At 64.5% G+C, this 22,634-nt stretch carries 26 protein-coding genes, 2 pseudogenes and 1 riboswitch; of the genes and pseudogenes, 20 read left to right on the top strand and 8 right to left on the bottom strand.

Going from position 1 to position 22,634, the window contains the following annotated elements; all coding sequences use genetic code 11:
• From DRF71_RS08010 to DRF71_RS27955, 7 genes and pseudogenes are all read right to left on the bottom strand, one after another.
• Positions 1 to 2,570: strawberry notch family protein (locus DRF71_RS08010; protein ID WP_198672095.1), on the bottom strand; the 2,570-nt coding region annotated here is incomplete at its 3' end.
• Between the two features lie 54 nt (positions 2,571 to 2,624).
• Positions 2,625 to 2,876 carry a type II toxin-antitoxin system Phd/YefM family antitoxin gene (locus DRF71_RS08005; protein WP_112309870.1) on the bottom strand — a complete coding sequence of 84 codons (252 nt, stop codon included), beginning with the start codon at positions 2,874 to 2,876 and terminating at the stop codon, positions 2,625 to 2,627.
• A 94-nt stretch (positions 2,877 to 2,970) separates the two neighbouring features.
• Positions 2,971 to 3,834, bottom strand: a complete 864-nt coding sequence (locus DRF71_RS08000) for a DUF7007 domain-containing protein (RefSeq protein WP_112309869.1) — start codon at positions 3,832 to 3,834, stop codon at positions 2,971 to 2,973.
• Positions 3,831 to 4,268 carry a hypothetical protein gene (locus DRF71_RS07995; protein ID WP_112309868.1) on the bottom strand — a complete coding sequence of 146 codons (438 nt, stop codon included), beginning with the start codon at positions 4,266 to 4,268 and terminating at the stop codon, positions 3,831 to 3,833. The genes DRF71_RS08000 and DRF71_RS07995 overlap by 4 nt, the downstream gene beginning before the upstream one ends.
• A gap of 282 nt (positions 4,269 to 4,550) precedes the next feature.
• Positions 4,551 to 4,910, bottom strand: a pseudogene (locus DRF71_RS07990) (DUF6915 family protein); the annotation flags it as partial.
• 11 nt (positions 4,911 to 4,921) lie between these two features.
• On the bottom strand, positions 4,922 to 5,407 hold the full coding sequence (locus DRF71_RS07985) for a DUF6878 family protein (protein ID WP_112309867.1): 486 nt from the start codon (positions 5,405 to 5,407) through the stop codon (positions 4,922 to 4,924).
• 222 nt (positions 5,408 to 5,629) lie between these two features.
• Positions 5,630 to 5,794 (bottom strand): hypothetical protein, encoded by a 165-nt coding sequence (locus tag DRF71_RS27955; RefSeq protein ID WP_198672094.1) that lies wholly within the window; start codon positions 5,792 to 5,794, stop codon positions 5,630 to 5,632.
• A gap of 569 nt (positions 5,795 to 6,363) precedes the next feature.
• Between DRF71_RS27955 and DRF71_RS07980 the strand changes: the two genes are divergently transcribed.
• The 15 genes and pseudogenes from DRF71_RS07980 to repB all read left to right on the top strand — a co-directional run.
• Positions 6,364 to 6,972, top strand: coding sequence for a DUF6088 family protein (locus DRF71_RS07980; RefSeq protein ID WP_112309866.1), 609 nt, complete (start codon positions 6,364 to 6,366; stop codon positions 6,970 to 6,972).
• Positions 6,965 to 8,002 (top strand): nucleotidyl transferase AbiEii/AbiGii toxin family protein, encoded by a 1,038-nt coding sequence (locus tag DRF71_RS07975; protein ID WP_112309865.1) that lies wholly within the window; start codon positions 6,965 to 6,967, stop codon positions 8,000 to 8,002. The genes DRF71_RS07980 and DRF71_RS07975 overlap by 8 nt, the downstream gene beginning before the upstream one ends.
• Positions 7,999 to 8,547 carry a TSUP family transporter gene (locus tag DRF71_RS28500; protein WP_332872054.1) on the top strand — a complete coding sequence of 183 codons (549 nt, stop codon included), beginning with the start codon at positions 7,999 to 8,001 and terminating at the stop codon, positions 8,545 to 8,547. Before DRF71_RS07975 ends, DRF71_RS28500 begins: the two co-directional genes overlap by 4 nt.
• 38 nt (positions 8,548 to 8,585) lie before the next feature.
• Positions 8,586 to 8,795: a hypothetical protein gene (locus DRF71_RS28495; RefSeq protein WP_232831354.1), complete on the top strand. Its 210-nt coding sequence runs from the start codon at positions 8,586 to 8,588 to the stop codon at positions 8,793 to 8,795.
• 74 nt (positions 8,796 to 8,869) lie between these two features.
• A riboswitch (TPP riboswitch) is annotated at positions 8,870 to 8,974 on the top strand.
• Between the two features lie 68 nt (positions 8,975 to 9,042).
• Positions 9,043 to 9,840 carry a bifunctional hydroxymethylpyrimidine kinase/phosphomethylpyrimidine kinase gene (gene thiD, locus DRF71_RS07965; RefSeq protein WP_112309864.1) on the top strand — a complete coding sequence of 266 codons (798 nt, stop codon included), beginning with the start codon at positions 9,043 to 9,045 and terminating at the stop codon, positions 9,838 to 9,840.
• Positions 9,837 to 10,814 carry a glycine oxidase ThiO gene (gene thiO, locus DRF71_RS07960; RefSeq protein ID WP_112309863.1) on the top strand — a complete coding sequence of 326 codons (978 nt, stop codon included), beginning with the start codon at positions 9,837 to 9,839 and terminating at the stop codon, positions 10,812 to 10,814. The genes thiD and thiO overlap by 4 nt, the downstream gene beginning before the upstream one ends.
• On the top strand, positions 10,814 to 11,008 hold the full coding sequence (gene thiS / locus DRF71_RS07955) for a sulfur carrier protein ThiS (protein WP_112309862.1): 195 nt from the start codon (positions 10,814 to 10,816) through the stop codon (positions 11,006 to 11,008). Before thiO ends, thiS begins: the two co-directional genes overlap by 1 nt.
• Positions 11,009 to 11,011: 3 nt before the next feature.
• The gene (locus DRF71_RS07950; RefSeq protein WP_112309861.1) at positions 11,012 to 11,776 is read left to right on the top strand and encodes a thiazole synthase; all 765 of its coding nucleotides are present in this window, start codon (positions 11,012 to 11,014) and stop codon (positions 11,774 to 11,776) included.
• A complete protein-coding gene (locus tag DRF71_RS07945; protein WP_112309860.1) occupies positions 11,773 to 12,369 on the top strand; it encodes a thiamine phosphate synthase in 597 nt (198 codons plus the stop codon). The genes DRF71_RS07950 and DRF71_RS07945 overlap by 4 nt, the downstream gene beginning before the upstream one ends.
• Positions 12,366 to 13,352 (top strand): HesA/MoeB/ThiF family protein, encoded by a 987-nt coding sequence (locus tag DRF71_RS07940; protein ID WP_112309859.1) that lies wholly within the window; start codon positions 12,366 to 12,368, stop codon positions 13,350 to 13,352. The genes DRF71_RS07945 and DRF71_RS07940 overlap by 4 nt, the downstream gene beginning before the upstream one ends.
• Positions 13,349 to 14,299, top strand: coding sequence for an ABC transporter substrate-binding protein (locus DRF71_RS07935; protein ID WP_112309858.1), 951 nt, complete (start codon positions 13,349 to 13,351; stop codon positions 14,297 to 14,299). The genes DRF71_RS07940 and DRF71_RS07935 overlap by 4 nt, the downstream gene beginning before the upstream one ends.
• Positions 14,296 to 14,973, top strand: a complete 678-nt coding sequence (locus DRF71_RS07930) for a TenA family protein (RefSeq protein WP_112309857.1) — start codon at positions 14,296 to 14,298, stop codon at positions 14,971 to 14,973. Before DRF71_RS07935 ends, DRF71_RS07930 begins: the two co-directional genes overlap by 4 nt.
• Positions 14,970 to 15,461: an ATP-binding cassette domain-containing protein gene (locus DRF71_RS07925; protein ID WP_112309856.1), complete on the top strand. Its 492-nt coding sequence runs from the start codon at positions 14,970 to 14,972 to the stop codon at positions 15,459 to 15,461. The genes DRF71_RS07930 and DRF71_RS07925 overlap by 4 nt, the downstream gene beginning before the upstream one ends.
• Entirely contained in the window at positions 15,427 to 16,548 is a 1,122-nt protein-coding gene (gene repA, locus DRF71_RS07920) for a plasmid partitioning protein RepA (protein WP_112309855.1), read from the top strand. The genes DRF71_RS07925 and repA overlap by 35 nt, the downstream gene beginning before the upstream one ends.
• Positions 16,548 to 17,444: pseudogene (gene repB / locus DRF71_RS28490) on the top strand (plasmid partitioning protein RepB); the annotation flags it as partial. The gene repA and the pseudogene repB, both read left to right, overlap by 1 nt.
• A gap of 66 nt (positions 17,445 to 17,510) precedes the next feature.
• Here repB and DRF71_RS27950 read toward each other — a convergent pair.
• Positions 17,511 to 18,194, bottom strand: a complete 684-nt coding sequence (locus DRF71_RS27950; RefSeq protein WP_112309854.1) for an IS6 family transposase — start codon at positions 18,192 to 18,194, stop codon at positions 17,511 to 17,513.
• Positions 18,195 to 18,233: 39 nt separating this feature from the next.
• On the opposite strand from DRF71_RS27950, the gene DRF71_RS07905 reads away from it, so the two are divergent.
• From DRF71_RS07905 to DRF71_RS07885, 5 genes are all read left to right on the top strand, one after another.
• A complete protein-coding gene (locus DRF71_RS07905) occupies positions 18,234 to 18,947 on the top strand; it encodes an NAD(P)/FAD-dependent oxidoreductase (protein WP_332872053.1) in 714 nt (237 codons plus the stop codon).
• Between the two features lie 11 nt (positions 18,948 to 18,958).
• Positions 18,959 to 19,324 (top strand): cupin domain-containing protein, encoded by a 366-nt coding sequence (locus DRF71_RS07900; protein WP_112309853.1) that lies wholly within the window; start codon positions 18,959 to 18,961, stop codon positions 19,322 to 19,324.
• Positions 19,325 to 19,417: 93 nt separating this feature from the next.
• Positions 19,418 to 20,308: a GNAT family N-acetyltransferase gene (locus tag DRF71_RS07895; RefSeq protein WP_112309852.1), complete on the top strand. Its 891-nt coding sequence runs from the start codon at positions 19,418 to 19,420 to the stop codon at positions 20,306 to 20,308.
• Positions 20,309 to 20,326: 18 nt separating this feature from the next.
• A complete protein-coding gene (locus DRF71_RS07890) occupies positions 20,327 to 21,703 on the top strand; it encodes an aminotransferase class III-fold pyridoxal phosphate-dependent enzyme (protein WP_112309851.1) in 1,377 nt (458 codons plus the stop codon).
• Complete coding sequence (locus tag DRF71_RS07885; RefSeq protein ID WP_112309850.1) at positions 21,703 to 22,617, top strand: 2-hydroxyacid dehydrogenase; 915 nt, start codon at positions 21,703 to 21,705, stop codon at positions 22,615 to 22,617. The genes DRF71_RS07890 and DRF71_RS07885 overlap by 1 nt, the downstream gene beginning before the upstream one ends.
• The last annotated feature ends 17 nt before the right edge of the window (positions 22,618 to 22,634 follow it).

Raw genomic sequence — 22,634 nt, 5'->3', positions numbered from 1 at the left:
TTATCCGGAGTTCCGGATAAGACGTATTCGCGGGGCGACAAGTCCGTGTTCAGATCGTTCCATTCCTCGGTGGGGATCTCCGCCAGCCGCCGTTCCATCAGCGCCTCGCCGGTCGAGACGATCTGAATGACGGCCGCGTGGCCCGCCTCCAGATCCTCGGTGATCGAGCGCAGCAGGGTCGGGGTCTTCATCGAAGTCAGCAGATGGCCGAAGAAGCGCTGCTTGGTGCTCTCGAAGGCGGAGCGTGCTGCGGATTTGGCCTGCCGGTTCAATGTTCCATCCGAGCCGGTGATGTTAGCCGCCTCCATCGCCGCGTCGAGATTGTTGTGGATGACCGCGAAGGCCCCGGCATAGGAGTCGTAGAACCTACGCTGTTCTTCGGTCAGCTGGTGCTCGATCAGCTCGTATTCGACCCCGTCATAGGAGAGCGACCGCGCGGTATAAAGCCCGAGGGAACGCAGATCGCGCGCCAGCACCTCCATCGCAGCGACGCCGCCGGCCTCGATCGCCTCGACGAACTCGGCCCGGGTCGCAAACGGGAAATCTTCTCCGCCCCAAAGGCCAAGGCGCTGCGCGTAAGCGAGGTTGTGCACCGTCGTTGCCCCGGTGGCTGAGACATAGACCACGCGTGCGTCAGGCAATGCGTGCTGCAGGCGCAGTCCCGCCCTGCCCTGCTGCGAGGCTGCAACATCGCCACGCTCGCCCTTGCCGCCGGCAGCGTTCTGCATGGCGTGGCTCTCATCAAAGATGATCACCCCGTCGAAATCCGCCCCGAGCCAGTCCACGATCTGGCGCACACGCGAGACCTTCTCCCCCCGATCATCCGAGCGCAGCGTCGCATAGGTGGTGAAGAGGATGCCTTCCGACAGGGTGATCGCCTTGCCCTGCGCGAAGCGGGAAAGCGGCGTGATCAGCAGCTTCTCCTGGCCGAGCGCCGACCAGTCGCGCTGCGCGTCCTCAATCAGCTTGTCGGATTTGGAGATCCAGACCGCCTTGCGGCGTCCGCGCAGCCAGTTGTCGAGGATGATCCCGGCCGATTGCCGCCCCTTGCCCGCGCCGGTGCCATCCCCAAGCATGAAGCCACGCCGGAAGCGGACAGCGCCGTACGCATCGGTGGCCGCAGCGCTGACCCTGTCCAGCGTCTCGTCCAACGTCCAGGCGCCCGCGAGATGGTCGCTATGCGCCTCGCCAGCATAGATCACCGTCTCGAGCTGCGCGTCCGAGAGACGGGCACAGATGTCAGCGGGCAGAAGGGGCCGGTAGGAAGGACACGGCGGCGCGACCGAGGCCATGGCGGCGGATTGCACGAGTTTGGTCGGGTGCGGGGCCGCGCCGGGAATGCGGATCACCTGCAGCGCGTATTCTTCATAGATCGCGTCCGAGAGTCGCGCTGCTTCGGGCGGTGTCCAGTCCAGCGTGTCATAGGCGAGCTCAACCGCATTGGGAGCGGTTGGCACAACCCGCACGGGCTGCGTCGTAGTGGCGCGGGCTAGGCAGGAGCGCACCGTGCGGGCGGCGGCCGGTGCTGTCGGTGCCGGTGGCCTGGGCAGATCGACCGCACTGCGCGGCGGCACCTGAGCGGTGACCCAACCGAGCAGGGTCGCGGCATCGGGCGCAATGCCCGAGGAGGCCGGGAAGGAGGAAGGATCCTCGGTCGTGATCTTGTCGATCACCGTCAATCTCGTGGCGAATGTTGTGCCGTGCTTTGCATAGACCGCGCCGTCCACGGCCGCCGTGAAGACCACACGGCCATGCTCTTGCAGCCGGATGAAGGCATCGCGCCAGGCCGGTGCCTCAGGGCCGAAACCCGCACCGGTGATCGTGACCAGCCGCCCGCCAGGGGCGAGCCGCACCAGAGCCGAAGCGATATGGCGGAAAGCGGCATCGGCCACGCGAGTGGTGACATTGGCCAGCGCCGAGAACGGCGGGTTCATCAGGACCACCGAGGGCACCACCCCGGCATCGAGATGGTCATGGATCTGCGCGGCATCGAACCGGGTGACAGGCAGGGCCGGAAAGAGGGTAGAGAGGAGATCCGCGCGGGTCTCGGCCAGTTCGTTGAGCGCGAGGCTGCCGCCAGCAATGTCGGCGAGAATTGCCATCAGGCCAGTGCCGGCCGAAGGTTCGAGCACCACATCCGCAGGCGAGATCGCTGCGGCGGTGACAGCTGCGAGCCCGAGCGAAAGGGGCGTGCTGAACTGCTGCATTGCCTGGCTCTCCTCAGAGCGCCTTGTATGGCTCGGCAGCAGGCCCGCGATCTTCGTCAGCGCCGCGAGGCGCGCCTCGGGCGCTGCCGCCTTGCGGAATAGCGCGCGGCCGAATTTGCGCAGGAAGAGGACTGTGGCGACCTCACAGGCCTCATAGGCGTCTTTCCAATCCCAGAGGCCAGAAGCGTCAGATGCGCCGAATGCGGTTTCCATGGCGCCGCGCAGCATCGTGCTGTCGACGCGCCGACCGTGTTCAAGATGCGGGAGAAGTGCCTCCGCTGCCGTCAGAATGAAGGGGGCGGTCAGAACAGGAGAGGGCGCGACCGGCGCTTGCGCCGTGGTCGCGGGGGACAGGTCGTTCATCGGGGAGATCCTCGGGAGAGCAGTACGCGGGACGGCCCCGGACAGCGCTCTCTCTCAACACCGGCCCCCCAGATCGCGCTCCAACCCGGCAATCATCAGCGCCTTCAGGTCGAGCGGCATCTCATCGAGTAAATGCGCCTGCTGGCTCGCTTCGCCTGCGAGCTTCTGGTACTGGTCCATGCTCATCAGGACGAACTTCGGCTTGCGATGTTTGGTGATCGCGATCGGAGAGCGGATCGCAGCATCGAACAACTCGCTGGTATGCCGCGTGAGGTCGGCGGCCTTGAACTCGGGCAGATGGGGCATTGCGAAATCTCCTTCATACAGAATATACAGATATTTTGCATATTCTGCAAGCCTTTCGCACCTGCCTCGGAGACTCGAAACCTACGGAGCAAAGTCAATCTCCCGGGTCTTTTTCATCGGTCGCGCAATGCCGCGCGGGATCGATCACGAACCCGAACAGACCGGGCTCATACTCGACTGACGGAACGAGGAAGCCGTAGCGCTCGATGCCCGGTCCGCGCTTCCCGCCCGGTGTCGCGACCGTTTCCACAAAGCCGGGAAAGCGATCCGAACTGACCGCCGCGATCACGATCCAGTCCCGTGCATGCTGGCGCTCGAAGGTCTGGCGATCCCGTTCCCGGGATTCGCCGGCCTGGAGGGCGCGACCATGTATGGCCTCCCAGGCTTCAGGCCAGTGATTGCGCAGCGTCTCATCAGCCAGGCGGCGTTCATAACCCGTGAAGAGATCCGGCAAAGCCTGTGCAACCGCTGCCCATTCAGCGTCCTCCTCGTAGAACCCGGAGGAGGATCGCAGCAGCGGATGCACACGGACATTTTGCTCTGGTGCGAGTTGGAACCCGCCATGCCCGGCGGTGGAATGGCAGAGGACGCCTTCTCCATAGATCGTCGCACCCTGCGATGGACCCCAGGGCGTATTGGCCCGAGAGGCGATCTCACGGCGCCCGAGTGCCACGCGCTCACGTTGGTGTTTGGCACTCTCCGCGACCAGCGCCCGAAACGCGGCCTCATCCGCCACATCGCCGGAATGGCCGTAGAAGTCCCCACGCTTCCATGTGTCCAGCGGGCGAGTAAGTCGCCAGCCCGTCGCCAGGAAATGCCGCCCCTGCCGTGTCGGCACCATGGCGAAGGCGGTGTCGCCGACACGGGCGACCAGCAGGCCGTCGGCGCTGCGCCCAAATTCGATGACGGGCAGATGCCAGGAGGGAGAAGCGGGGGTGATCGGGACCGTGGTGTTCATCCTGCGACCGCCTCCACGGCGTCGATGTCCGTGCCATTCAGAACGGCGTTCAGCCATTCATGCGTGCTGATCCAGCCGATGCTCTTGCGGGCCCCGAGATCGATGACATGCGCCCCGCCACCGAAAGCCTCGACCCTGGGGCGAGAGCAGGTATTGGCATAGTCGAACCCCCAGAGGCCGGTGAGGTTCAGCTCTTCGGCAAGGCGCAGCACGAAGTTGATGACGCCCTCGACATCACCCTGATCATCATCATGGATCCAAAGCTGCGAGCCGCTCGGCCCGTCCTGCTGGACAAGTTCGAAGCCGTCGAAAGCAGGCTCGTCGGCATCCGCCTCTTCGGCGCGCAAGCGGTGGAAAAGCGCCATCGCCTTGGCGGCATTTTCAGACGAACCCGCATCGAGCAGGCAGGAAAAGTGCGTATAATAGTCAGCCATGACAGGCTCCTTTTCAGAAATGGAAAACCCGGCACGAGGCCGGGACTGGTTGGGATTCGAAGGAGGAAGCGGTCAGGTGCCCGAGGATGTCAGAGAACCCTGCGGCGCTGCCGCCGCATGGGCGCCCAGCATCTGGCGGTAGAACCGCCGCCGGGCGAGCCTGAGACCGGGATCCTTGCGGATAGTGGGATGGAAGGCGCGGGCAGCGGCGCGCAGAACTGTGAACGCGGTAGCATCGGGTGGAAGGCCGAGAAGGGAGTAGAACGGATCAGGGGCCGGTGTTGGTGCCACAGGCAAAGGCTCCACTTCGGCCTCGATCTTCGGCGTGCGCCCCATCCACGGCTCTGGACGGATCGCTCGCGCCCAGTCGGCAAAGCTCGGGATGTGCCCGAGATCCTCACGGACATGCTGCTCGCCCACCCAACGGGTCGGGATCACCCGGCCCGAGGAAAGAGTCAGCGTCTTGCCGAACACGGTCTCCATGAGGAAGATGCCTTCGGCATGGTGGCGCAAAGCGCGATGCCGGAAGTCAGCAAGGATGAGTTTCGAGGCATCGAACCAGGAATGCAGGTTGATGTAATCCTCGACCACCACGCCCCATTTCTTAACCGAGGACAGGGCGTGATGATATGGATGTGCCATGTTCTCCGCCCTCAGAAGCTGTGGTTGAATTGCTCGGACGAGGTGAACCGCTCATTGTAATCGAGCAGGATCGTCGCGGCCTCGGCGTCGAAATGGAACTCGCCGAACGCGCCGTCGCAGTTCTCCCAGCCACCATGGCTGTCCGACAGGAGGTCATAGGCCAAGGACTCGACGGCCTCGGAGAGCGACATGGTGTTGGTCGCAATCTCGGTGACGCCCCAGCTGACCTGTGCGAGCGTGATTTCCGTGTCCGGCATCGGCACCGCGGTATCGCCGCAGCGGGCGTCGATGTCTTCGACCTGCCCGCTGTCGCCGGCACCATCGAAGGTGACGATGATCTCGGTGATCCCGGCAGCGCGCATGGCCGCGAACAGGGCCTCCTTATTCTGTGCCATTGCGGTGGTGTTGAGCGTCTGATGCGCCAATTGCGAGGCATCAAACTGTGCCATGACGGCCGCCAGGCTGGCTTCCGGGGATGCTGCGATATCGTGAGTCATGGGACTTCTCCTGAGAGCGAAGGGACAGGTGAAGCCGACCGGCGCTCTCTCTGGGACCGGAAGGCTCGCCCTTCCCGGACCCCACCTCTGCCTCTCCCGCGCCGGGGTTCATCCCGGCACAGCTGCGCGGCGCGCGCCACAGGCGGGTGATCGCGCAACCCCGGCCGGCCCCGCGGCTCGCCGCGCGAGGGCCGCCCGGAAGGGGTGAGGCGCTTGCGCGCCTCACTGCCAGGGGTCGATCTCGAGGGCGATGAGGGCCTCATCGCCATCATATTCATCGGCGGGCATGGCGGCATGGCTGCCATCACCGGCCTGAAACACGACGATCGAGACCATCAGCGTAACGGCGAGGCTGGCAGCGTATGCGGTGGCATCCTTCCTGGACATGGGACTGGCTCCTGTCTTGGGAGACGAGGGACCATCCCCCGCTCGACAGGCGCCCGAAGTGTCTGACCGGATCTGCAATCACCCTCGGGCGTTCGGGCCTCTTGCCCGAATCCCCGAGGGCGGCACGCGAAGCGTCAAGCCGACCCTTTACGGGTTGATTTCAAAGAGACGGATCGGACCAAGGTTTGCGAATGGAAGCGGGGATGGGGCTTTGGCTCTGACAGGAGCCATGTCCCATGGCGGGATGCCTCCGCTGCCGCCAGCCTTGGCGCTTCGCTGATCAAAGGTGTCGACGTGTTTCAGACCAGATCACAGAACTGCACCGCGCCGACGATGAATACGGTGGCTTCCAGCGAATGCCTGATAGACCCTTGGCACAGGGCGCAAGCGCCGAGCTCGGCCCCTTCGCACACCGCCGAGCACACCGCTCGTCCCCCCTGTCCGCGACCGCGACAATCTCAGTCTGAACAAGAGTCAGGGCGCGTTACCTCGCACACTTGATTGGAAGAAAAACATAGCCTATTTTCTGACACATGAAGACTGTATCTGCCTCTGTTCCCGATCGGATCATGAAGCGTGTCCGCGCAAGCGGACGCGGCAGCGTCTTTACGCCCAGCGACTTTCTGGACGTGGCAGTCCGTGGCGCGGTGGATCAGGCCCTGTCGCGACTGGCGAAGGCCGGACACCTCCGGCGTCTCGCCCGCGGCCTTTATGACTTCCCCAAGATCCATCCGAAGCTCGGTGCCCTGGCCCCCTTGCCCGACAATGTGGCCAAAGCCCTCGCTCGGGAAACCGGATCAAACCTGCAGATTGATGGTCCGCAAGCTGCCAATGCGCTCGGCCTCTCGACGCAGGTCGCGGCGCAGAGCCACTGGCTGACGGATGGGCCTTCGCGCCGCGTTGTGCTGGGGAAGCGGGTGATCGATCTTCGCCATACCTCGCCCAAGCATCTGATTGCCCCCGGCAGCCCGGCCGGAACGGTCGTTCAGGCCCTGCGCCATGTAGGTGCTGCACGGGCCTCTGACGTGATGCACGCGGCCAGCCGTCACCTCTCGGTCAGTGACAAGAAGCTTCTCGCCAGGAGCGCAACGCAGGCGCCCGCGTGGATGCGGGCAACCCTGCTCTCGATTGCCGACCCAAAACCTTCAGGGTCCGGCGCGGGAGCCGCTCTTGGATAAGGTTGCCCGCCTGTCGGCCGCGGACCGTGCCGCACTCTTTGGCGAAACCGCCGCTGGTCGCGGCGTCGCGAACACGATCATCGAGAAGGACTTCTGGGTTTGCTGGACCCTGCGGCGGGTCTTCTCGCTGCCGCCCGGGGAAACCGCGTCGCTGGTGTTCAAAGGCGGCACCTCGCTGTCCAAGGCTTATGACGCGATCCGTCGGTTCTCCGAGGATATCGACCTGTCCTTTGACCGGACAGAACTGGGATATGGCGGCGAACGGGACCCTGAGCAGGAAGGGCTTGGAAAGAACAAGGCGGCGAGGCTGATTGCGGATCTGGTGACCGATGTCGAAACGCATGTTGCCGAACGGCTGCTTCCAGCGCTGCAAGCAGAATTCGCGCGCCATCTGGGTGATCCCGCCGATGGTGGCTGGTCGCTCGAGATAGACCCGAATGACGCGCAGACGGTGAATTTCCAGTATCCCCCGGCCTTTGGCGGCACGGATTATGCGGGCATGTCCTACATCACCCCCCGCGTGAAGCTCGAACTGGGGGCGCGCGGAGACCCCTGGCCAACTGAGGAAAAGGTGATCCGGCCCTATGCGGCCGAGGACTACCCTGACTTCTTCAACGAGCGTGACACGAAGGTCACCGTCCTGTCTGCCCGGCGCACCTTCTGGGAAAAGGCGACCGCACTCCATGCCGAAGCGCATCGCCCTACCGGTTCGCCGACACCTCAGTATTTCTCCCGGCATTTCTACGATCTGGCGATGCTCCTCGAGACCGCGGAGGGAGACGCTGCATCGCGGAACTTCGAGCTTCTGGCGCAGGTGGCGAAGCATAAAGCCATCTTCTTCCGTTCGGCATGGGCAAGCTATGACCTGGCCAGGCCCGGCACGTTGCGACTTCTGCCCGGCGAGGATCGAATCAAGGATCTGCGTGCGGACTACAAGGACATGGCACCCATGATGTTCGATACGAAGCCGCCGAGTTTCGATGACATCCTCGCCCGCATCCAGCGTTTTGAGGATGACGTGAACACCTGATCCGTGGTCCGCCCGAAAGCCGTCGGGCATCCGCAAGACCAGAAGCCCCGGCCTTTCGACCGGGGCCACTGCTTGCGGTCGCATTTCTGGCGGTCGCTCTGGTCTATGCGGCGGTCGGGCAAGCGGGCGCGTCTGGCTATATCGCGATCATAGGCGTTGCCGGCTTTGAACCGCTCGCCATGAAGACGACGGCGCTTTCGCTGAACCTCCTCGTCGCGTCAATCGGCACGGCACTTTTTCTTCGTAATGGCCGCTTGTCGTGGCACAATGTCTCGCCCTTTGCCAACCTCGCCTTCCCCTTCTCGATGCTGGGTGGTGCCATCCATCTGCCAGGAGCGCTCTATTTCCCATTGGTCGGGGCCGTTCTTATCCTGTCCGCGCTTCAAATGGCACGATCAGCATTTCTCGCCAGCACCTCCCGCCCGGATACCCCGATCAAGCCGCCATTCATGGCAGCACTCATGACCGATGCCGTCATTGGTTTTGTGTCAGGAACAACGGGAACGGGCGGCGGCGTGTTCCTGGCCCCGTCATTCTTGGCATGAACTGGGTCACTGCACGCCAGACTGCGGCGACCACGGCCGTGTACAGCCTTCTGAACTCGGCCGCGGCGCTGATCGGTGCCTACGCTGCCTGGGACCAGATGCCGTCCGCCCTGCCAGGCTGGCTCTGTGCAGTCGCACTTGGCGGGTCGGCCGGCGCCTGGATCGGGAGCCGCTATCTGTCGGATCGCTGGCTGCGTGGCATTCTCTCGATCCTGCTGTTCTCATCCGGGATAAAGCTGCTGATGTGACCCGCTGTTCTATCCGGGTCCGATTTGCGGTTCCGGTCTTGCCCCGGAGACGAAATCGCTCTAACCTTTTCTCCACTTACTCGTTGGGGTGTCCCGGGCAACCGGGGCTGAGAGGCGAAAGCCAACCCATCGAACCTGATCCGGTTCATACCGGCGGAGGGAACGGGTAGCTCTAGCATCTGACGGCGGGATTCCGTCCGTGCGCCAAGCCCCCAGAACCAGTCCGTCGGTCACTTTTGGGGGTGACGTGACGACCATCGCATTGACCATTGCAGGCTCCGACAGCGGCGGCGGGGCGGGGATTCAGGCTGATCTGAAGACCTTCTCCGCGCTCGGGGTTTACGGCGCAAGCGTGCTGACCGCGATCACCGCGCAAAACACCCGCGCCGTCACCGCCATTCAAAGCCTGCCCCCCGCCATCGTGCGCGCCCAGATCGAGGCGGTCTTCGACGATCTCGCCGTAGGCGCGGTCAAGATCGGCATGCTGGGCGACCCCGAGGTGATCGCGACCGTGGGAGCGGCGCTGAAGGGCTGCGCGGTCCCCGTAGTGCTCGACCCGGTGATGGTGGCGAAATCAGGCGATCGGCTGCTCGCGGCCGAGGCGATCGCGGCCCTGCGCGCGCATCTGCTGCCGCTCGCGACCGTCCTGACCCCGAACCTGCCCGAGGCCGCCGATCTGCTGGGGCAGGCCCTCGCCGCCGACCATGCCAATCGGCTGGCACAGGGTGACGCCTTGCGCGCCATGGGCCCGGACTGGGTCTTGATGAAGGGCGGCCATGCCGAAGGCCCGACCTGCACGGATCTGCTGATCGGCCCCGATCCGCTGGAGATCAGCGCGCCGCGCCTGGCTACACGCAACACCCATGGCACCGGCTGCACGCTCTCGGCCGCGATTGCCGCAGGGCTGGCGCAAGGCGCAACCGTGCCCGAAGCCGTGACCCGCGCGCATGGCTATCTGCAAGCAGCCATCGCGTCTGCGGACAGGCTTTCGGTCGGCTCGGGGCACGGACCGGTACATCACTTCCATGCCTGGTGGACGGCATGAGCATCCGCATACTCGGCGCGGGCGTCATGGGCCTTGCCATCGCCACAGAACTGACCACACGCGGCCACCGGATCGAAATCATTGATCCCGCAGGCCCGCCCGGGCCGCATGGCTGCTCATGGTGGGCAGGCGGGATGCTCGCACCGCATTGCGAAGTGGTGGACGCCGAAGAGCCGGTGGAGCGCCTTGGGCTCGACGCCTTGGACTGGTGGGAACGCCACACCGGTGCGGTGGAGCGAAAGGGCACGCTGGTGCTGGCTCCCGAACGCGACAAAGGCGAGCTGGCCCGCTTCGCCCGCCGCAGCCGCAACCACCACAGCCTAGATGCCGAGGGTATCGCGGAGCTGGAGCCCGATCTGGCGGGGCGGTTCAACGCGGGCCTGTTCTTCGAGACCGAGGCGCATCTTGCCCCCCGCAAGGCCTTGCATGCGCTGAAAGCCCGCCTCTACTCCGCCGGGGTGGCCTTCCACACCAGCCCTCCCTCCACCTCTTCCGAACTGACCATCGACGCCCGTGGCCTGGCCGCCCGGGACGCGCTGCCGGACCTGCGGGGCGTGCGGGGCGAGATGCTGGTGCTGCGCTGCCCCGAGGTCAGCCTCTCGCGCCCGGTGCGGCTGCTGCATCCGCGCATCCCCCTCTACATCGTGCCGCGCGGCGATGGCATCTTCATGCTGGGCGCCACGATGATCGAGAGCGACCGGCGCGGCGTGGTCACCGCCCGCTCGCTGCTGGAACTGCTCTCCGCCGCCTGGGCGCTGCATCCGGGCTTCGGCGAGGCCGAGGTGCTGGAAATGGGCGCCGATGCCCGCCCGGCCTTCCCTGACAACCTGCCACGCCTACGCAGACGCGGCAGCACGCTTTATGCCAACGGGCTCTACCGTCACGGCTTCCTGCTGTCGCCCGCTGTCGCCCGCATGGCGGCGGAGCATATCGATACCGGCATCACCCCCGAATTCATGGACGAGACCTCCTGATGGATATCACCCTCAATGGCGAGGCGCGGCGGACATCTGCCGCTACCCTTGCCGATTTGCTGATCGAACAGGGCCTGACCGCCAAGGTCGCAACGGCCGTCAACGGAACCTTCGTGCCCGCCAGCCTGCGCGCCACGACCGAGATCGGCCAGGGCGACCGGATCGAGGCGCTTTCCGCCATGCAGGGGGGCTGAGCCATGCCGGTCTTCTACGGAACCGAGGTCGAGAGCGCGCTGATGCTCGGGACCGCGCAATATTCCTCGCCCGCCGTTCTGGCCGAGGCGTTCCGCGCGTCAAAGGCCGGGATCGCCACGGTCAGCTTGCGCCGCGAACATGGCGGCGGTCAGGCGTTCTGGGAGCTGATCCGGGGGCTTGGCACCCGCATCCTGCCCAATACCGCCGGTTGCCATACCGTCAAAGAGGCGGTGACCACCGCCCATATGGCGCGGGAATTCTTTGATACCGACTGGATCAAGCTGGAGGTGATCGGCCACACCGACAGCCTGCAACCCGATGTCTTCGCGCTGGTCGAGGCGGCGCGGATCCTGTCCGAGGATGGGTTCAAGGTCTTTCCCTATTGCACCGAGGATCTGATCGTCTGTGACCGCCTGCTGCATGCGGGCTGTGCGGTGCTGATGCCTTGGGGGGCGCCGATCGGCTCGGGCCTTGGAATCAACAACGCCTATGGGCTGCGGGCGCTGCGTGCAGAGTTCCCCGACACCACCCTTGTCGTCGATGCCGGGATCGGCCTGCCGAGCCATGCCGCGCAGGCGATGGAGCTGGGCTATGACGCCGTTTTGCTGAACACCGCCGTCGCCAAGGCGGGCGACCCGGCGGCCATGGCCCGCGCCATGGCATTGGCGATTGAGGCCGGGCGCGAAGCCCACCGCGCCGATCCGATGGAGCCGCGCGACATGGCCGCCCCCTCGACCCCCGTGATCGGAAAGGCGTTCCTCGCATGACCCTGCCGCGTTTTTACCCGATCTTCGACAGCGCCGACTGGATCGCCCGTATGCTGCCGCTGGGCATGAAACTGGTGCAGCTGCGCATCAAGGACCGCCCGGTAGCCGAGACCCGCGCCGAGATCCGCCGTGCCCGCGATCTGTGCCGGGCGGCGGGGGCGATCCTCGTCATAAACGACTACTGGCAACTCGCCATCGAGGAAAGCTGCGACTGGCTGCATCTGGGGCAGGAAGACCTCGACACCGCCGATCTGGGCGCGATCCGCGCGGCGGGGCTGAAGCTCGGGATCTCAACCCATGATGAGGAGGAGCTGACCCGCGCATTGGCGGCGAAGCCCGATTACATCGCGCTCGGGCCGATCTGGCCGACGATCCTGAAACAAATGAAATGGCACCGGCAGGGCAGCGAAAAGCTGACCGAATGGAAGGCGAAGATCGGCGACATCCCCCTGATCGCCATCGGCGGGCTGACCATCGCCCGCGCACCCGAGGCCTTTGCGGCAGGCGCAGATGTGGTCTCGGCCGTCACCGATATCACGCTGAACCCGGACCCCGAAGCACGCCTGCGCGACTGGCTGGACGCCACGCGATGAGCCGCTATGCAAGGCAAGAGATCCTGCCCGAAATCGGGCCAGCCGGTCAGGCCCGCATCCGCGCCGCGCATCTGCTGGTGGTCGGCGCCGGTGGGCTTGGCGTGCCGGTGGTGCAATATCTGGCGGGGGCGGGCGTGGGGCGGATCACGCTGGTCGATCCCGACCGGGTCGAGGAAAGCAACCTCCACCGCCAGCCGATCTACGCCGCCCATATCGGCCAGCCCAAAGCGCAGGGGGCCAAGGACTTCGCACGGCAGCTGAACCCCGAGGTGACGATCACCCCGGTGATCGACTGGTTGACCCCAGCCAATGCGCCCGGATTGATCGCGGACGCAGATCTGGTGCTCGATTGCGCCGATAGTTTCGCGGCCAGCTATACGCTGTCGGATCTGTGCCACACGCAGGGCAAGCCCTTGATTTCGGCCTCGGTTCTCGGGACATCGGGCTATGTCGGCGGATTTTGCGGTGGTGCGCCATCGCTGCGGGCTGTCTTCCCCGACCTGCCCGACAATCTGGCGAGCTGCTCCACGGCGGGCGTCCTCGGGCCGGTTGTCGGCATGTTCGGCCTCATGCAGGCGCAAATGGCGCTGGCGGTGATCCTGAAGGCAGACCCCTCGCCGCTCGGGCTGCTCTGGCGCTATGACATGGCGGGGTTCAGGAGCTCCTCCTTCCGATTCGACGCTGCGCCGGAGCCGGAAGCTGCCCATCTGTTCGTCGCGAAATCCGACCTGCGCGCGGGTGATTTCATCATCGAACTGCGCCCCGAGGCCGAGGCCCCGACGCCTGTCGCTCCCGATGCCCTGCGTCTGCCGCCCGAGGGTTTTGGCGCAAATGGCCCGATGCCCGCACCACACCAGCGTGCCGTCTTCACCTGCCGCTCCGGCCTGCGCGCATGGCGTGCCGCCGACCGGCTTCGCCCGCATTGGCCCGGCGAAATCGCCCTTTTGGCCGACACATCCACTACCGGAGGAGGAACCCCATGACCCCGACCCGCCTGTGCGCCACCCTTGCCGCCAGCCTGCTGCTGACCACCCCCGCCATGGCGCAAGACAAGCTAACGCTGATCCTCGACTGGTATGTGAACCCCGATCATGCCCCGATCATCCTCGCGCAGGAGAAGGGTTTCTTCAAAGATCAGGGGCTTGAGGTCGAAGTCATCGCCCCCGCCGACCCGACCGAACCCCCGAAACTGGTCGCGGCGGGCCGCGCCGATCTCGCGGTCAGCTATCAGCCGCAACTGCATCTGCAGGTGCATGAGGGCCTTCCGCTGGTCCGCGTCGGTACATTGGTCGCAACGCCGCTCAACTGCCTGATGGTCGAGGCCGATGGTCCGGTGCAAAGCTTGGCCGACCTTCGCGGGCGCAAGATCGGCTATTCGGTCTCGGGCGTCGAAGAGGCGGTGATGGCCGCCATGCTGGCCTCGGTGGATCTGACGCTGGCCGATGTCGAGATGATCAACGTCAACTGGTCGCTGACCCCCGCCGTGATGACGGGCCAGGTCGATGCGGTCATCGGGGCCTTTCGCAATTTCGAGCTGACGCAGATGCGGCTGGCGGGCGCGAACGGGCGGTGCTTCTTCCCAGAGGAAGCCGGTCTGCCCAGCTATGACGAACTGATTTTCGTCGCCAATTCCGAGACCTTCGACCGCGACCGCATCACCCGCTTCCTCGCCGCCATCGAACGCGGCACCGAATACATGCTGAACCACCCCGATGAAGCCTTCGCGGTGTTCGCCGCCACCTCGCCCGACCTTTCGGACGAGCTGAACACCCGCGCCTGGGCCGACACCCTGCCGCGCTTTGCCCAAAGCCCGGCGGCGCTGGACCATGGCCGATATGCCCGCTTCGAGGCCTTCCTGCATGAGGCCGGGCTGGTGGGCAGCATCCTGCCGGTGTCGGCGCTGGCACTCGATCCGGGGGCCGAACAATGAGCGCCCCCGATTACGGTACAAGCTTTGCGGCATGGCGGACGGCCAGTGGAGATCATTGGCGCGCCTACAGCCACCATGCCTTCCTTGAGGGCATGAAGGACGGGACGCTGCCACGCGCGGCGTTCCTGAATTACCTGCGGCAGGATTACGTCTTCCTGATCCATTTCTCCCGCGCCTGGTCGCTGGCCGTGGTCAAGGCGGGCACTCTCGATGAGATGAAGGCCGCCAGCGCCACCGTTCATGCGCTTTTGCATTTCGAGATGGATCTGCATATCCGCACCTGCGAAGCGGCGGGCATTGCCCGCGCCGAACTGGAGGCGACCGAGGAAGCCCCCGAAAACCTCGCCTATACCCGCTATGTGCTGGAGGCGGGCCATTCGGGTGATTTCCTCGACCTGATGGCGGCGCTGTCGCCTTGCGTTTTGGGCTATGGCGAGATCGGCGCAAGACTGCTGGCCGAGGCCGGCGATACCCCCTATCGCGACTGGATCGAGACCTATGGCGGCGCGGAATTCCAGACGCTCTGCCGCGACACCGGCGCGCTGATCGACCGGGCCGTGGCGCACCGGCTGGGGCCTGATGCGCAGAGCCTGCCGCGCTGGCAGCAGCTGTGCCGCCATTTCACCACCGCCACACGGCTGGAAGCGGCCTTCTGGGGCCTCGGCCGGGCATGAGCTTCGTCACCCTGACAGGACAGGTGCGGATCGGCAGGCAGGCGCTCTTCCCGCCGATCCGGCTGGAGATACCGCCGGGGCAGTGGACCGCATTGCTGGGTCCATCGGGCGTGGGGAAATCCACCCTGCTGCGGCTGATTGCCGGTCTGCCGGTCGGCGGCGCGTTCGAGGGTTCCGTCACTGGCGCGCCGCCCGTCGCCCTGATGGCGCAGGATCCGGGGCTTTTGCCTTGGCTGGACCTGCGCCAGAACGCCGCCCTTGGCGCGCGGCTGCGCGGCGAGGCGCCCGATCCGGCGCGGCTGTCAGATATTCTGCAACAGACCGGGCTGGCAGAGCATGCACACAAACGCCCCGCCGCCCTGTCGGGTGGCCAACGCCAGCGGGTGGCCCTGGCGCGCACCCTGATGGAGGACCGGGCGCTTCAAAGCATATTCTGGGCGCCTCTCCAGGGCGCTGCAAGACCATTCGCGCGAAGCATTTCCGCCTGACGCTCAGAAGACGCTCCGGCGCTTCTCGATGCGCGAGTCGGCAGAGTTCATTCGGGTAAACCAGAATACATTCCGCCACTACATCACGACAATGGCAGACCGCATTCCGGTTGGCGAACTAGACAAGAGCAACCGTCGCTACTTCAGCGCCAGCGAATTCCACGAAATCCAACGGGTTCTTTTCGAAGAAGGCAAGATCCGCCCAGAACACTACCCGCGCCGCCGCGCGGGCGAAAAATGTCAGGTCGTCACCTGTTTCAATCTGAAAGGCGGCGTGTCGAAGACATCGACGGCCACCCACCTTGCCGAGATCCTTGCACTGCGGGGGTATCGGGTTTTGGCCATAGATCTCGATGCGCAGTCGTCGATGACGAACATGTTCGGGATCACACCCGAACTCGCGCCCGACATGCTATCTGCCTACGACGTCATCCGCTACACTGACCCCCTCCCCTGCCGGGATGCGATCCGTAAGACTTACTTTCCGAACATCGACCTCCTGCCCGGCTCGATGGACGTGATCGAATTCGAATACGAAACTGCGCTGTCGTTCCGGACTCCGGACAGCTCCAAGCCGTTCCATGGCCGACTGGCAGATGCCATTGATCAGGTTCAGCAGGATTACGACGTCGTCATCTTCGACACTCCACCGCAGATGAGCTTCGCTGTCATTGCAGCCTTGTTCGCATCAACAGGCGTTCTGATTCCGCTGAACGCGTCCATGCTCGATGCCATGTCTCTGGCGAGCTTCCTTGGATTGGCAAGCGAGCTCATGGGCGTTGTCGAGCAGCATGCGCCAGACCACAGCTTCGACTTCATCAAGTTCCTTATCACGCGCTATGAGGCGACGGACCAACCACAGGTCCAGATGGCCGGATTCCTGAGGACCGTACTCGGCACTGCCGTAATGAGCACGGAGTTCGTCAAATCGACGGCGATCGGCGATGCGGCAAACACCAAGCAACCTGTGTTTGAGATCGAGCCCCGGGACGTCAACAAAAAGACATATGACCGGGTGATTGAAGCCATTGGTCGGATTACAGACGAGCTTGAAGCCGAGTTCATGAAATCCTGGGGGCGCAGCTGATGGCCCGCAAAGGAATTTTCGGTAACTCGCTGAAGAACGCGCTCGAAGGAAAATTCGACGAACCGGAAGACGATAGCCCCCTGCCCCGCCGTAGCAGCCCAAACATGGCGCGGGCGGAAGCATCGCTGAAAGAGGAAGATCGGCGCGCAACGCGGCTGGTCAGTCCCACGCTCATCCATGCATCGCGCTTCAGCGATCGGATTGACGCCTCGGAGGATATCAGTGATCTGATCGAGTCCATCCGGCAGCACGGTCAGCAAGTGCCCATCCTGTTGCGTCGGCTCGATAACGGCGACCTAGAGGTCGTCTATGGGCGTCGCCGCGTGCTGGCCTGCAAGGCACTCGGCTTAGATGTGCGTGCTTCGGTCATGGAGATGACTGAGGAGGAGGCATTAATCGCGCAGGGCGTTGAGAACAACCAGCGCCTTGACACCTCATTTATCGAGAAAGCCCTCTTCATCACCCGAATTCTTGATGCAGGTTTTAAAGGCGTTGTTGTCCATCGCGCCACAGGCGTAAACGACACCCTTATCTACAAGATGAAGGCCATTGTCTCAGCCATTCCTGAAAGCCTTATCCGGGCTATCGGACCGGCACACGGAGCTGGCCGCCGCCAATGGGAGGCCCTGGCATCCTTCTGTCGTTCTGCCAAACTTGGAGATCTTCGACGTGTGGAGGACGCAGTCGGTTCGGCGCAGGCGTCCTCAAGCCCGGAACGCTTGGAGCTGGCAATTGCAGCGACTGTGGCAAAAGCCAATAACGGGCGAGAGAGCTCGAATCTGGTGCCAGGTCGGATACTGGCGACCACTTCCGCGAAAAAAATTACACTGTCCGCCGTCAACGTGCAGGACCAGCCATTCCTATCCTATCTCAGCGAGCGCATCCCGGCGTTGCTGCAGGAGTGGGAAGGGTTCTGTCGCGTATTTTTCTGGAGGATATCAGACACCACCGTCTGTACAGAATTATGCCGCCAGGCTCGCAAAGGTCTGGAATGGTGTAGTTTCGTTTGCCGGGATCTGGCCTTTGCGGATCATATGCGCGGTCTCGATGCCGGCGATGGTCGCTGCGGCCGAGTGGAACGCCTTGAAGCCCATCATCGGGTTGGTGATCCGTTTGATGAAGCGGTGGTCCTGCTCGAGGATGTTGTTCAGGTATTTGACCTGCCGCACCTGAATGACGCGCCCGTCGCCGGTGAATTTCAGGATCACGTTCACGGCCTGCAAACCCGCGAGGTTGGCACCGCTTTTGTCGATCACGATCCGGTCTGGCACGCCATGAGCGGCAATCGCCTGCTTGAAAAACCGTCGGGCTGCAGCAAGGTTCCTGCGGTGGGACAGCATGAAATCAAGGGTTTGGCCGTCGCGATCCACGGCCCGGTAAAGGTATGTCCATTTACCCTTAACCTTGATGTAGGTCTCGTCCACCCGCCAGGAGGTAGCCGTCGATCGCTTCCTGGCCTGCGCTTGAGCCGCGATCAAAGGAGCGAATTTCACGACCCAGCGGTTCAGCGTTGCGTGGTCGACCTTCACACCACGCTCGGTCATGATCTCTTCCAGGTCACGGTAGGAGACGGGATAGCGCAGGTAGAAGAAAACAGCATGCAGGATCACCGACTTCGGATAGTGTACACCTTTGAAATCGATCACGTCCCAAGACCCTCGCCAACTGCCTGACAACGCTGCAATATCATAAGCCGAGATGGAACCGGAAACTTTGCGACACTACCGAACACCCCCGTCACCTCGCGTGAGGCGCATGGCAAGGGCTGGAAGCTGAACACGCCGAAGGGTCATGTGACGGCTGACAAGGTGTTGCTGGCGACCGGCGCCTATACCGATGGCGCTTTCCCATGGTTCCGCCGCCGCATCGTGCCGGTAGGCAGTTTCATCATCGCCACCCGCCCGCTGACGGTGGAAGAGATCGCGCGGACGGTGCCGGGCAACCGGACTTACGTCAACAGCCGCAATATCGGCAATTACTTCCGCCTGTCGCCCGATAACCGGCTGATTTTTGGTGGGCGGGCGCGGTTCTCGGGCCGCTCTGACCAGCAATCCGACGCCAAAAGCGGCAAGATCCTGCGCGCCGCGATGGCAGAGGTCTTCCCGCATCTGGCCGATATTCAGATCGACTATTGCTGGGGCGGTCTGGTGGATATGACCGCCGACCGTTACCCGCGCGCGGGAGAGGCGGACGGGCTTTACTTCTCGATGGGCTATTCCGGCCATGGTGCCCAGCTTGCCACCCATATGGGCGAGATCATGGCGGATCTGATCACCGGCCGCATCAACCGCAACCCCTGGGACGGTCTGCCCTGGACTGCGGTGCCCTTCCATACCGGCAAGCCGTGGTTCCTGCCGCTGGTGGGCCAGTATTACAAATTCCTCGATCTGATCCGCTGAAAGGGTCCCGAATGTCACTTCTTATCACCGTCAATACCCGCCCCGACACGACCCCGGTTGCCTCAAAAGCCGCCGCAGACCGGCTGATCTCGGGCGATCCCTCCTTCCTGACCTGGGCGCTGGATGCCTCACGCGAAGAGGCGACCGAGGGTAAGGTCCGCACCGGCATCTGGCAGGCGACCGCCGGCGAGAGCATCTCGATCAAGGGCACAACATTCGAGTTCTGCCACATCCTTGAGGGTCATATCGAGATCGAGGAAGACGGCGAGGCCCCTGTCACCTACCGCGCCGGCGACAGTTTCATCATGAAGCCCGGCTTCAAAGGCATCTGGCGCACGATTGAAACCGTCCGCAAGATCTATGTGATCGTCGGCTGACAGCGCCGAGATGTAGTGTTCCCCCGGGGCAGGCGGCGCCATACTGTCGCGCCCCGGGGTTCCCTTTACAGGCAAATCTTCGCGGATACTGGCATGACATCCCGCCCCTTCGGCCCCGGCCTTCGCCCGATGATGGCTGCCGATCTTCCTGCGGCGCTGCGGCTCTCGCGTGAGGCGGGCTGGCCACATCGTGCGGAAGACTGGGCATTGGTCTTGCAGACGGGCGAGGGTTTTGTGGCCACCGGCCCAGGCGGCGAGGTGCTGGGCACCGCGATGCGCAGCCATTTTGGCGTGGTCTCGATGGCGAATATGATCATCGTCAGTCAAAGCCTGCGCGGGCGCGGTATCGGGAGACGTTTGCTGGAGGCGGTGCTGGCTCTGGCACCCGATGATGAGTGGCGGCTGGTGGCCACGCCCGAGGGGCTGCCGCTTTACCAGAGCCTCGGCTTCACCCCCACCGGGATCGTGCGGCAATATCAGGGGCAGCTCTCGGGCAACTCTGCCCCGCTGCCCGGCGATGCAGAACTCCGCTGGAGCGACGCCGCTGACCACCAGACCCTCATCGCGCTGGACCTGGAGGCGACGGGGGCCGACCGCAGATCGTTCTACGCGGCTTTGCCCAAAGAGGCCCGGCTCGCCGTCCTGCCGGTGACAGGCGGGCAGCACCCGGACAGCATTACCGCTTTTGGCCTGCTGCGTCCCTTTGGCCAGGGCCTCTCCCTTGCACCGCTGATTGCGCGCGATGCGCAGGCCGCAACCGGTCTTTTGCGTGGCGTGGCCGTAGCAGTGGCCGGCCGCTTCCTGCGGCTCGACACCATTACCCCCCAGGGCGCGGATTGCCCGCTGGCCGGAGCTCTGGCCGCAGCAGGCCTGCCGCTGGTCAATCGCGGAACCGAGATGATCCGCCCTGCCCGCAGCCAGGCGACACCCCCAACGCCTGCGAATTTTTACCGTTTCGCCCTCGCCGCCCAGGCGCTCGGCTGATCGTCAAGGAGACAAGACATGCTCGCCAATAACCTGGTCGAACTCGACCGCGCCCATCTCATCCACCCCGTCGCCAGCTGGCGCGGCCATGAGGCTGCGGGCGCGCGTATCCTGACCTCGGGCAAAGGTGCCTGGCTGAAGGATGCCGAGGGGCGCGACCTGCTGGATGGGTTCGCCGGGCTGTGGTGCGTCAATGCGGGCTACGGCCAGCAAAGCATCGTTGACGCCGCCACGAAACAGCTGACCGAGCTGCCCTATGCCACCGGCTATTTCGGCATCAGCTCGGAAGCGCCAATCCGGCTGGCCTCGCGGCTGGCGCAGGCAGCTCCGGGCGATCTGGATCACGTTTTCTTCACGCTGGGCGGCTCGGATGCCGTCGACAGCACGGTGCGTTTCACCCGCTTCTACTGGCACGCGCGCGGCAAGGTTTTGAAAGAGCATTTCATCTCGCTGGACCAGGGCTATCACGGAGCCTCGACCGTGGGGGCCGGGCTGACCGCGCTGCCGGTCTTCCATGCGGGCTTTGGCGTGCCTTTCGACTGGCAGCACAAAATCGGCTCTTACGACACCTATCGCAATCCGGCGGGGACCGATCCCGAGGCGATCATCGCCGCCTCAAAAGCGCAGCTCCTGGCGAAGGTGGCCGAGCTTGGCGGGCCAGAGCATGTCGCCGCTTTCTATTGCGAGCCGATCCAGGGCTCGGGCGGCGTGCTGATGCCGCCGAAAGGCTGGCTGAAGGCGATCCGCGATCTTTGCACGGAACTCGATATCCTCTTCATCCTGGATGAGGTCATCACCGGCTTTGGCCGCACCGGCCCGATGCTGCTTTGCGCCGAGGAAGACATCGTCCCCGATATGGTCACGACCGCCAAGGGTCTGACCTCGGGCTATGTGCCGATGGGCGCGGTCTTCATGTCGGACCGGATCTATCAGACCATCGCGGATGGCGCGGGCATGGCTGCCGTGGGCCACGGGCTGACCTATTCGGCGCATCCGGTCTCCGCCGCAGTGGGGCTGGCAGCGCTGGATCTTTATGAGGGTGGGCTGTTCGAGAATGGGCGCAGGATGGGCGAGCGCCTCCAGGCGGGCCTGCGCGGGTTGTCCGATCACCCGCTGGTCGGCAATGTGCGCGGGCGCGGCATGCTCGCCGCCGTCGAACTGGTCACCGACAAAGACAAGAAGACCCCCCTGCCCGCTGCGGCCAAACCGGCAGTGAAGGTCTTTGAGCGCGCCTGGAATGAGGGGCTCATTGTGCGCGCCTTTGCCTGGGGGGTGCTGGGCTACGCGCCCCCTCTGTGCTGCAATGAGGAGGAGATCGACCTGATCGTCGCACGCACCCGCAAAGTGCTGGACCTGACGCTGGATGACCCGGACGTCCGGGCCGCGCTGCGCTGATGGCGGTCCTTTCGCTGTCAGACCCGGCGCGCAGTGAGGTCTTTCGCGCGGCCTTTGCCCGGGCGCTTCCCGATATGCCCTTTCATATCGGCGCGGCGCCCGATCCGGCGGCCGTGCGCTGGCTGATCACCTGGCAGGCCCCCGACCGGCTGGCGGAGCGCTACCCTGCGCTGCGGCTGATCTTTTCCACCGGGGCCGGGGTCGATCAGTTTGACCTCGCCGCCCTGCCGGATCATATCGGTGTCGTCCGGATGCTGTCGGGCGGGATTGCCGCGCAGATGCAGGAATTCGCCACGATGGCGGTGCTGTCTCTGCATCGCGATATGCCCGCCTATCTGGCACAGGCGCGCAGCGGGGCCTGGGTTGAGGGCCGCAATGTCGCAGCCCAGGACCGGCGCGTGGGCGTGCTGGGGCTTGGCAATCTGGGCCAGGCCGTGCTGGAAAGCCTGCGCCCTTTCGGCTTTCCGCTGTCGGGCTGGGCGCGCAGCCCGCGTGAGATTGCGGGTGTCACCTGCTTCACCGATCTGCCCGCCTTTCTGGCGCAGACCGACATTCTGATCTGCCTGCTGCCCCTGACGCCCGAAACCGAAAGCTTCCTGAATGACGCACTTTTCGCGCAATTGCCGATGGGCGCGCGCCTCTTGCAGCTTGGACGCGGGCGGCAGCTTGACACTGACGCGCTGCGGCGCGCGCTGGACCAGGGGCGCATCGCGTCGGCCTTTCTGGATGTGACCGAGCCGGAGCCTTTGCCCGCTGATCACTGGCTCTGGCGCGATCCGCGCGTGATTGTGACGCCGCATATCGCCTGCCAGACCCGCGCAGGCGATGCGGCGGCGCATCTGGTCGCCGGCGTGCTGGCCGATCTGGAGGGCAAACCGCCCGAGGGGCTGGTGGACAGGCTTCGCGGCTACTGAACCAAAAAAGCCCCACA

Origin of the sequence: Pseudogemmobacter bohemicus (assembly GCF_003290025.1) — a bacterium.
In the GTDB taxonomy this organism is placed as follows: Bacteria; Pseudomonadota; Alphaproteobacteria; order Rhodobacterales; family Rhodobacteraceae; genus Pseudogemmobacter; species Pseudogemmobacter bohemicus.
This window is presented reverse-complemented; position numbering and strand designations above follow the sequence as displayed.

Coding starts and splice junctions, on each gene's coding strand:
- thiO (WP_112309863.1), top strand. CDS start 9,837: ATGAGCATCCGCATACTCGGCGCGGGCGTCATGGGCCTTGCCATCGCC.
- DRF71_RS07895 (WP_112309852.1), top strand. CDS start 19,418: ATGACATCCCGCCCCTTCGGCCCCGGCCTTCGCCCGATGATGGCTGCC.
- DRF71_RS07950 (WP_112309861.1), top strand. CDS start 11,012: ATGCCGGTCTTCTACGGAACCGAGGTCGAGAGCGCGCTGATGCTCGGG.
- thiS (WP_112309862.1), top strand. CDS start 10,814: ATGGATATCACCCTCAATGGCGAGGCGCGGCGGACATCTGCCGCTACC.
- DRF71_RS07980 (WP_112309866.1), top strand. CDS start 6,364: ATGAAGCGTGTCCGCGCAAGCGGACGCGGCAGCGTCTTTACGCCCAGC.
- DRF71_RS07940 (WP_112309859.1), top strand. CDS start 12,366: ATGAGCCGCTATGCAAGGCAAGAGATCCTGCCCGAAATCGGGCCAGCC.
- DRF71_RS08000 (WP_112309869.1), bottom strand. CDS start 3,834: ATGAACACCACGGTCCCGATCACCCCCGCTTCTCCCTCCTGGCATCTG.
- DRF71_RS07885 (WP_112309850.1), top strand. CDS start 21,703: ATGGCGGTCCTTTCGCTGTCAGACCCGGCGCGCAGTGAGGTCTTTCGC.
- DRF71_RS07985 (WP_112309867.1), bottom strand. CDS start 5,407: ATGACTCACGATATCGCAGCATCCCCGGAAGCCAGCCTGGCGGCCGTC.
- DRF71_RS07890 (WP_112309851.1), top strand. CDS start 20,327: ATGCTCGCCAATAACCTGGTCGAACTCGACCGCGCCCATCTCATCCAC.
- DRF71_RS07935 (WP_112309858.1), top strand. CDS start 13,349: ATGACCCCGACCCGCCTGTGCGCCACCCTTGCCGCCAGCCTGCTGCTG.
- DRF71_RS07930 (WP_112309857.1), top strand. CDS start 14,296: ATGAGCGCCCCCGATTACGGTACAAGCTTTGCGGCATGGCGGACGGCC.
- DRF71_RS07900 (WP_112309853.1), top strand. CDS start 18,959: ATGTCACTTCTTATCACCGTCAATACCCGCCCCGACACGACCCCGGTT.
- DRF71_RS07945 (WP_112309860.1), top strand. CDS start 11,773: ATGACCCTGCCGCGTTTTTACCCGATCTTCGACAGCGCCGACTGGATC.
- DRF71_RS08005 (WP_112309870.1), bottom strand. CDS start 2,876: ATGCCCCATCTGCCCGAGTTCAAGGCCGCCGACCTCACGCGGCATACC.
- DRF71_RS27955 (WP_198672094.1), bottom strand. CDS start 5,794: ATGTCCAGGAAGGATGCCACCGCATACGCTGCCAGCCTCGCCGTTACG.
- DRF71_RS07925 (WP_112309856.1), top strand. CDS start 14,970: ATGAGCTTCGTCACCCTGACAGGACAGGTGCGGATCGGCAGGCAGGCG.
- DRF71_RS07995 (WP_112309868.1), bottom strand. CDS start 4,268: ATGGCTGACTATTATACGCACTTTTCCTGCCTGCTCGATGCGGGTTCG.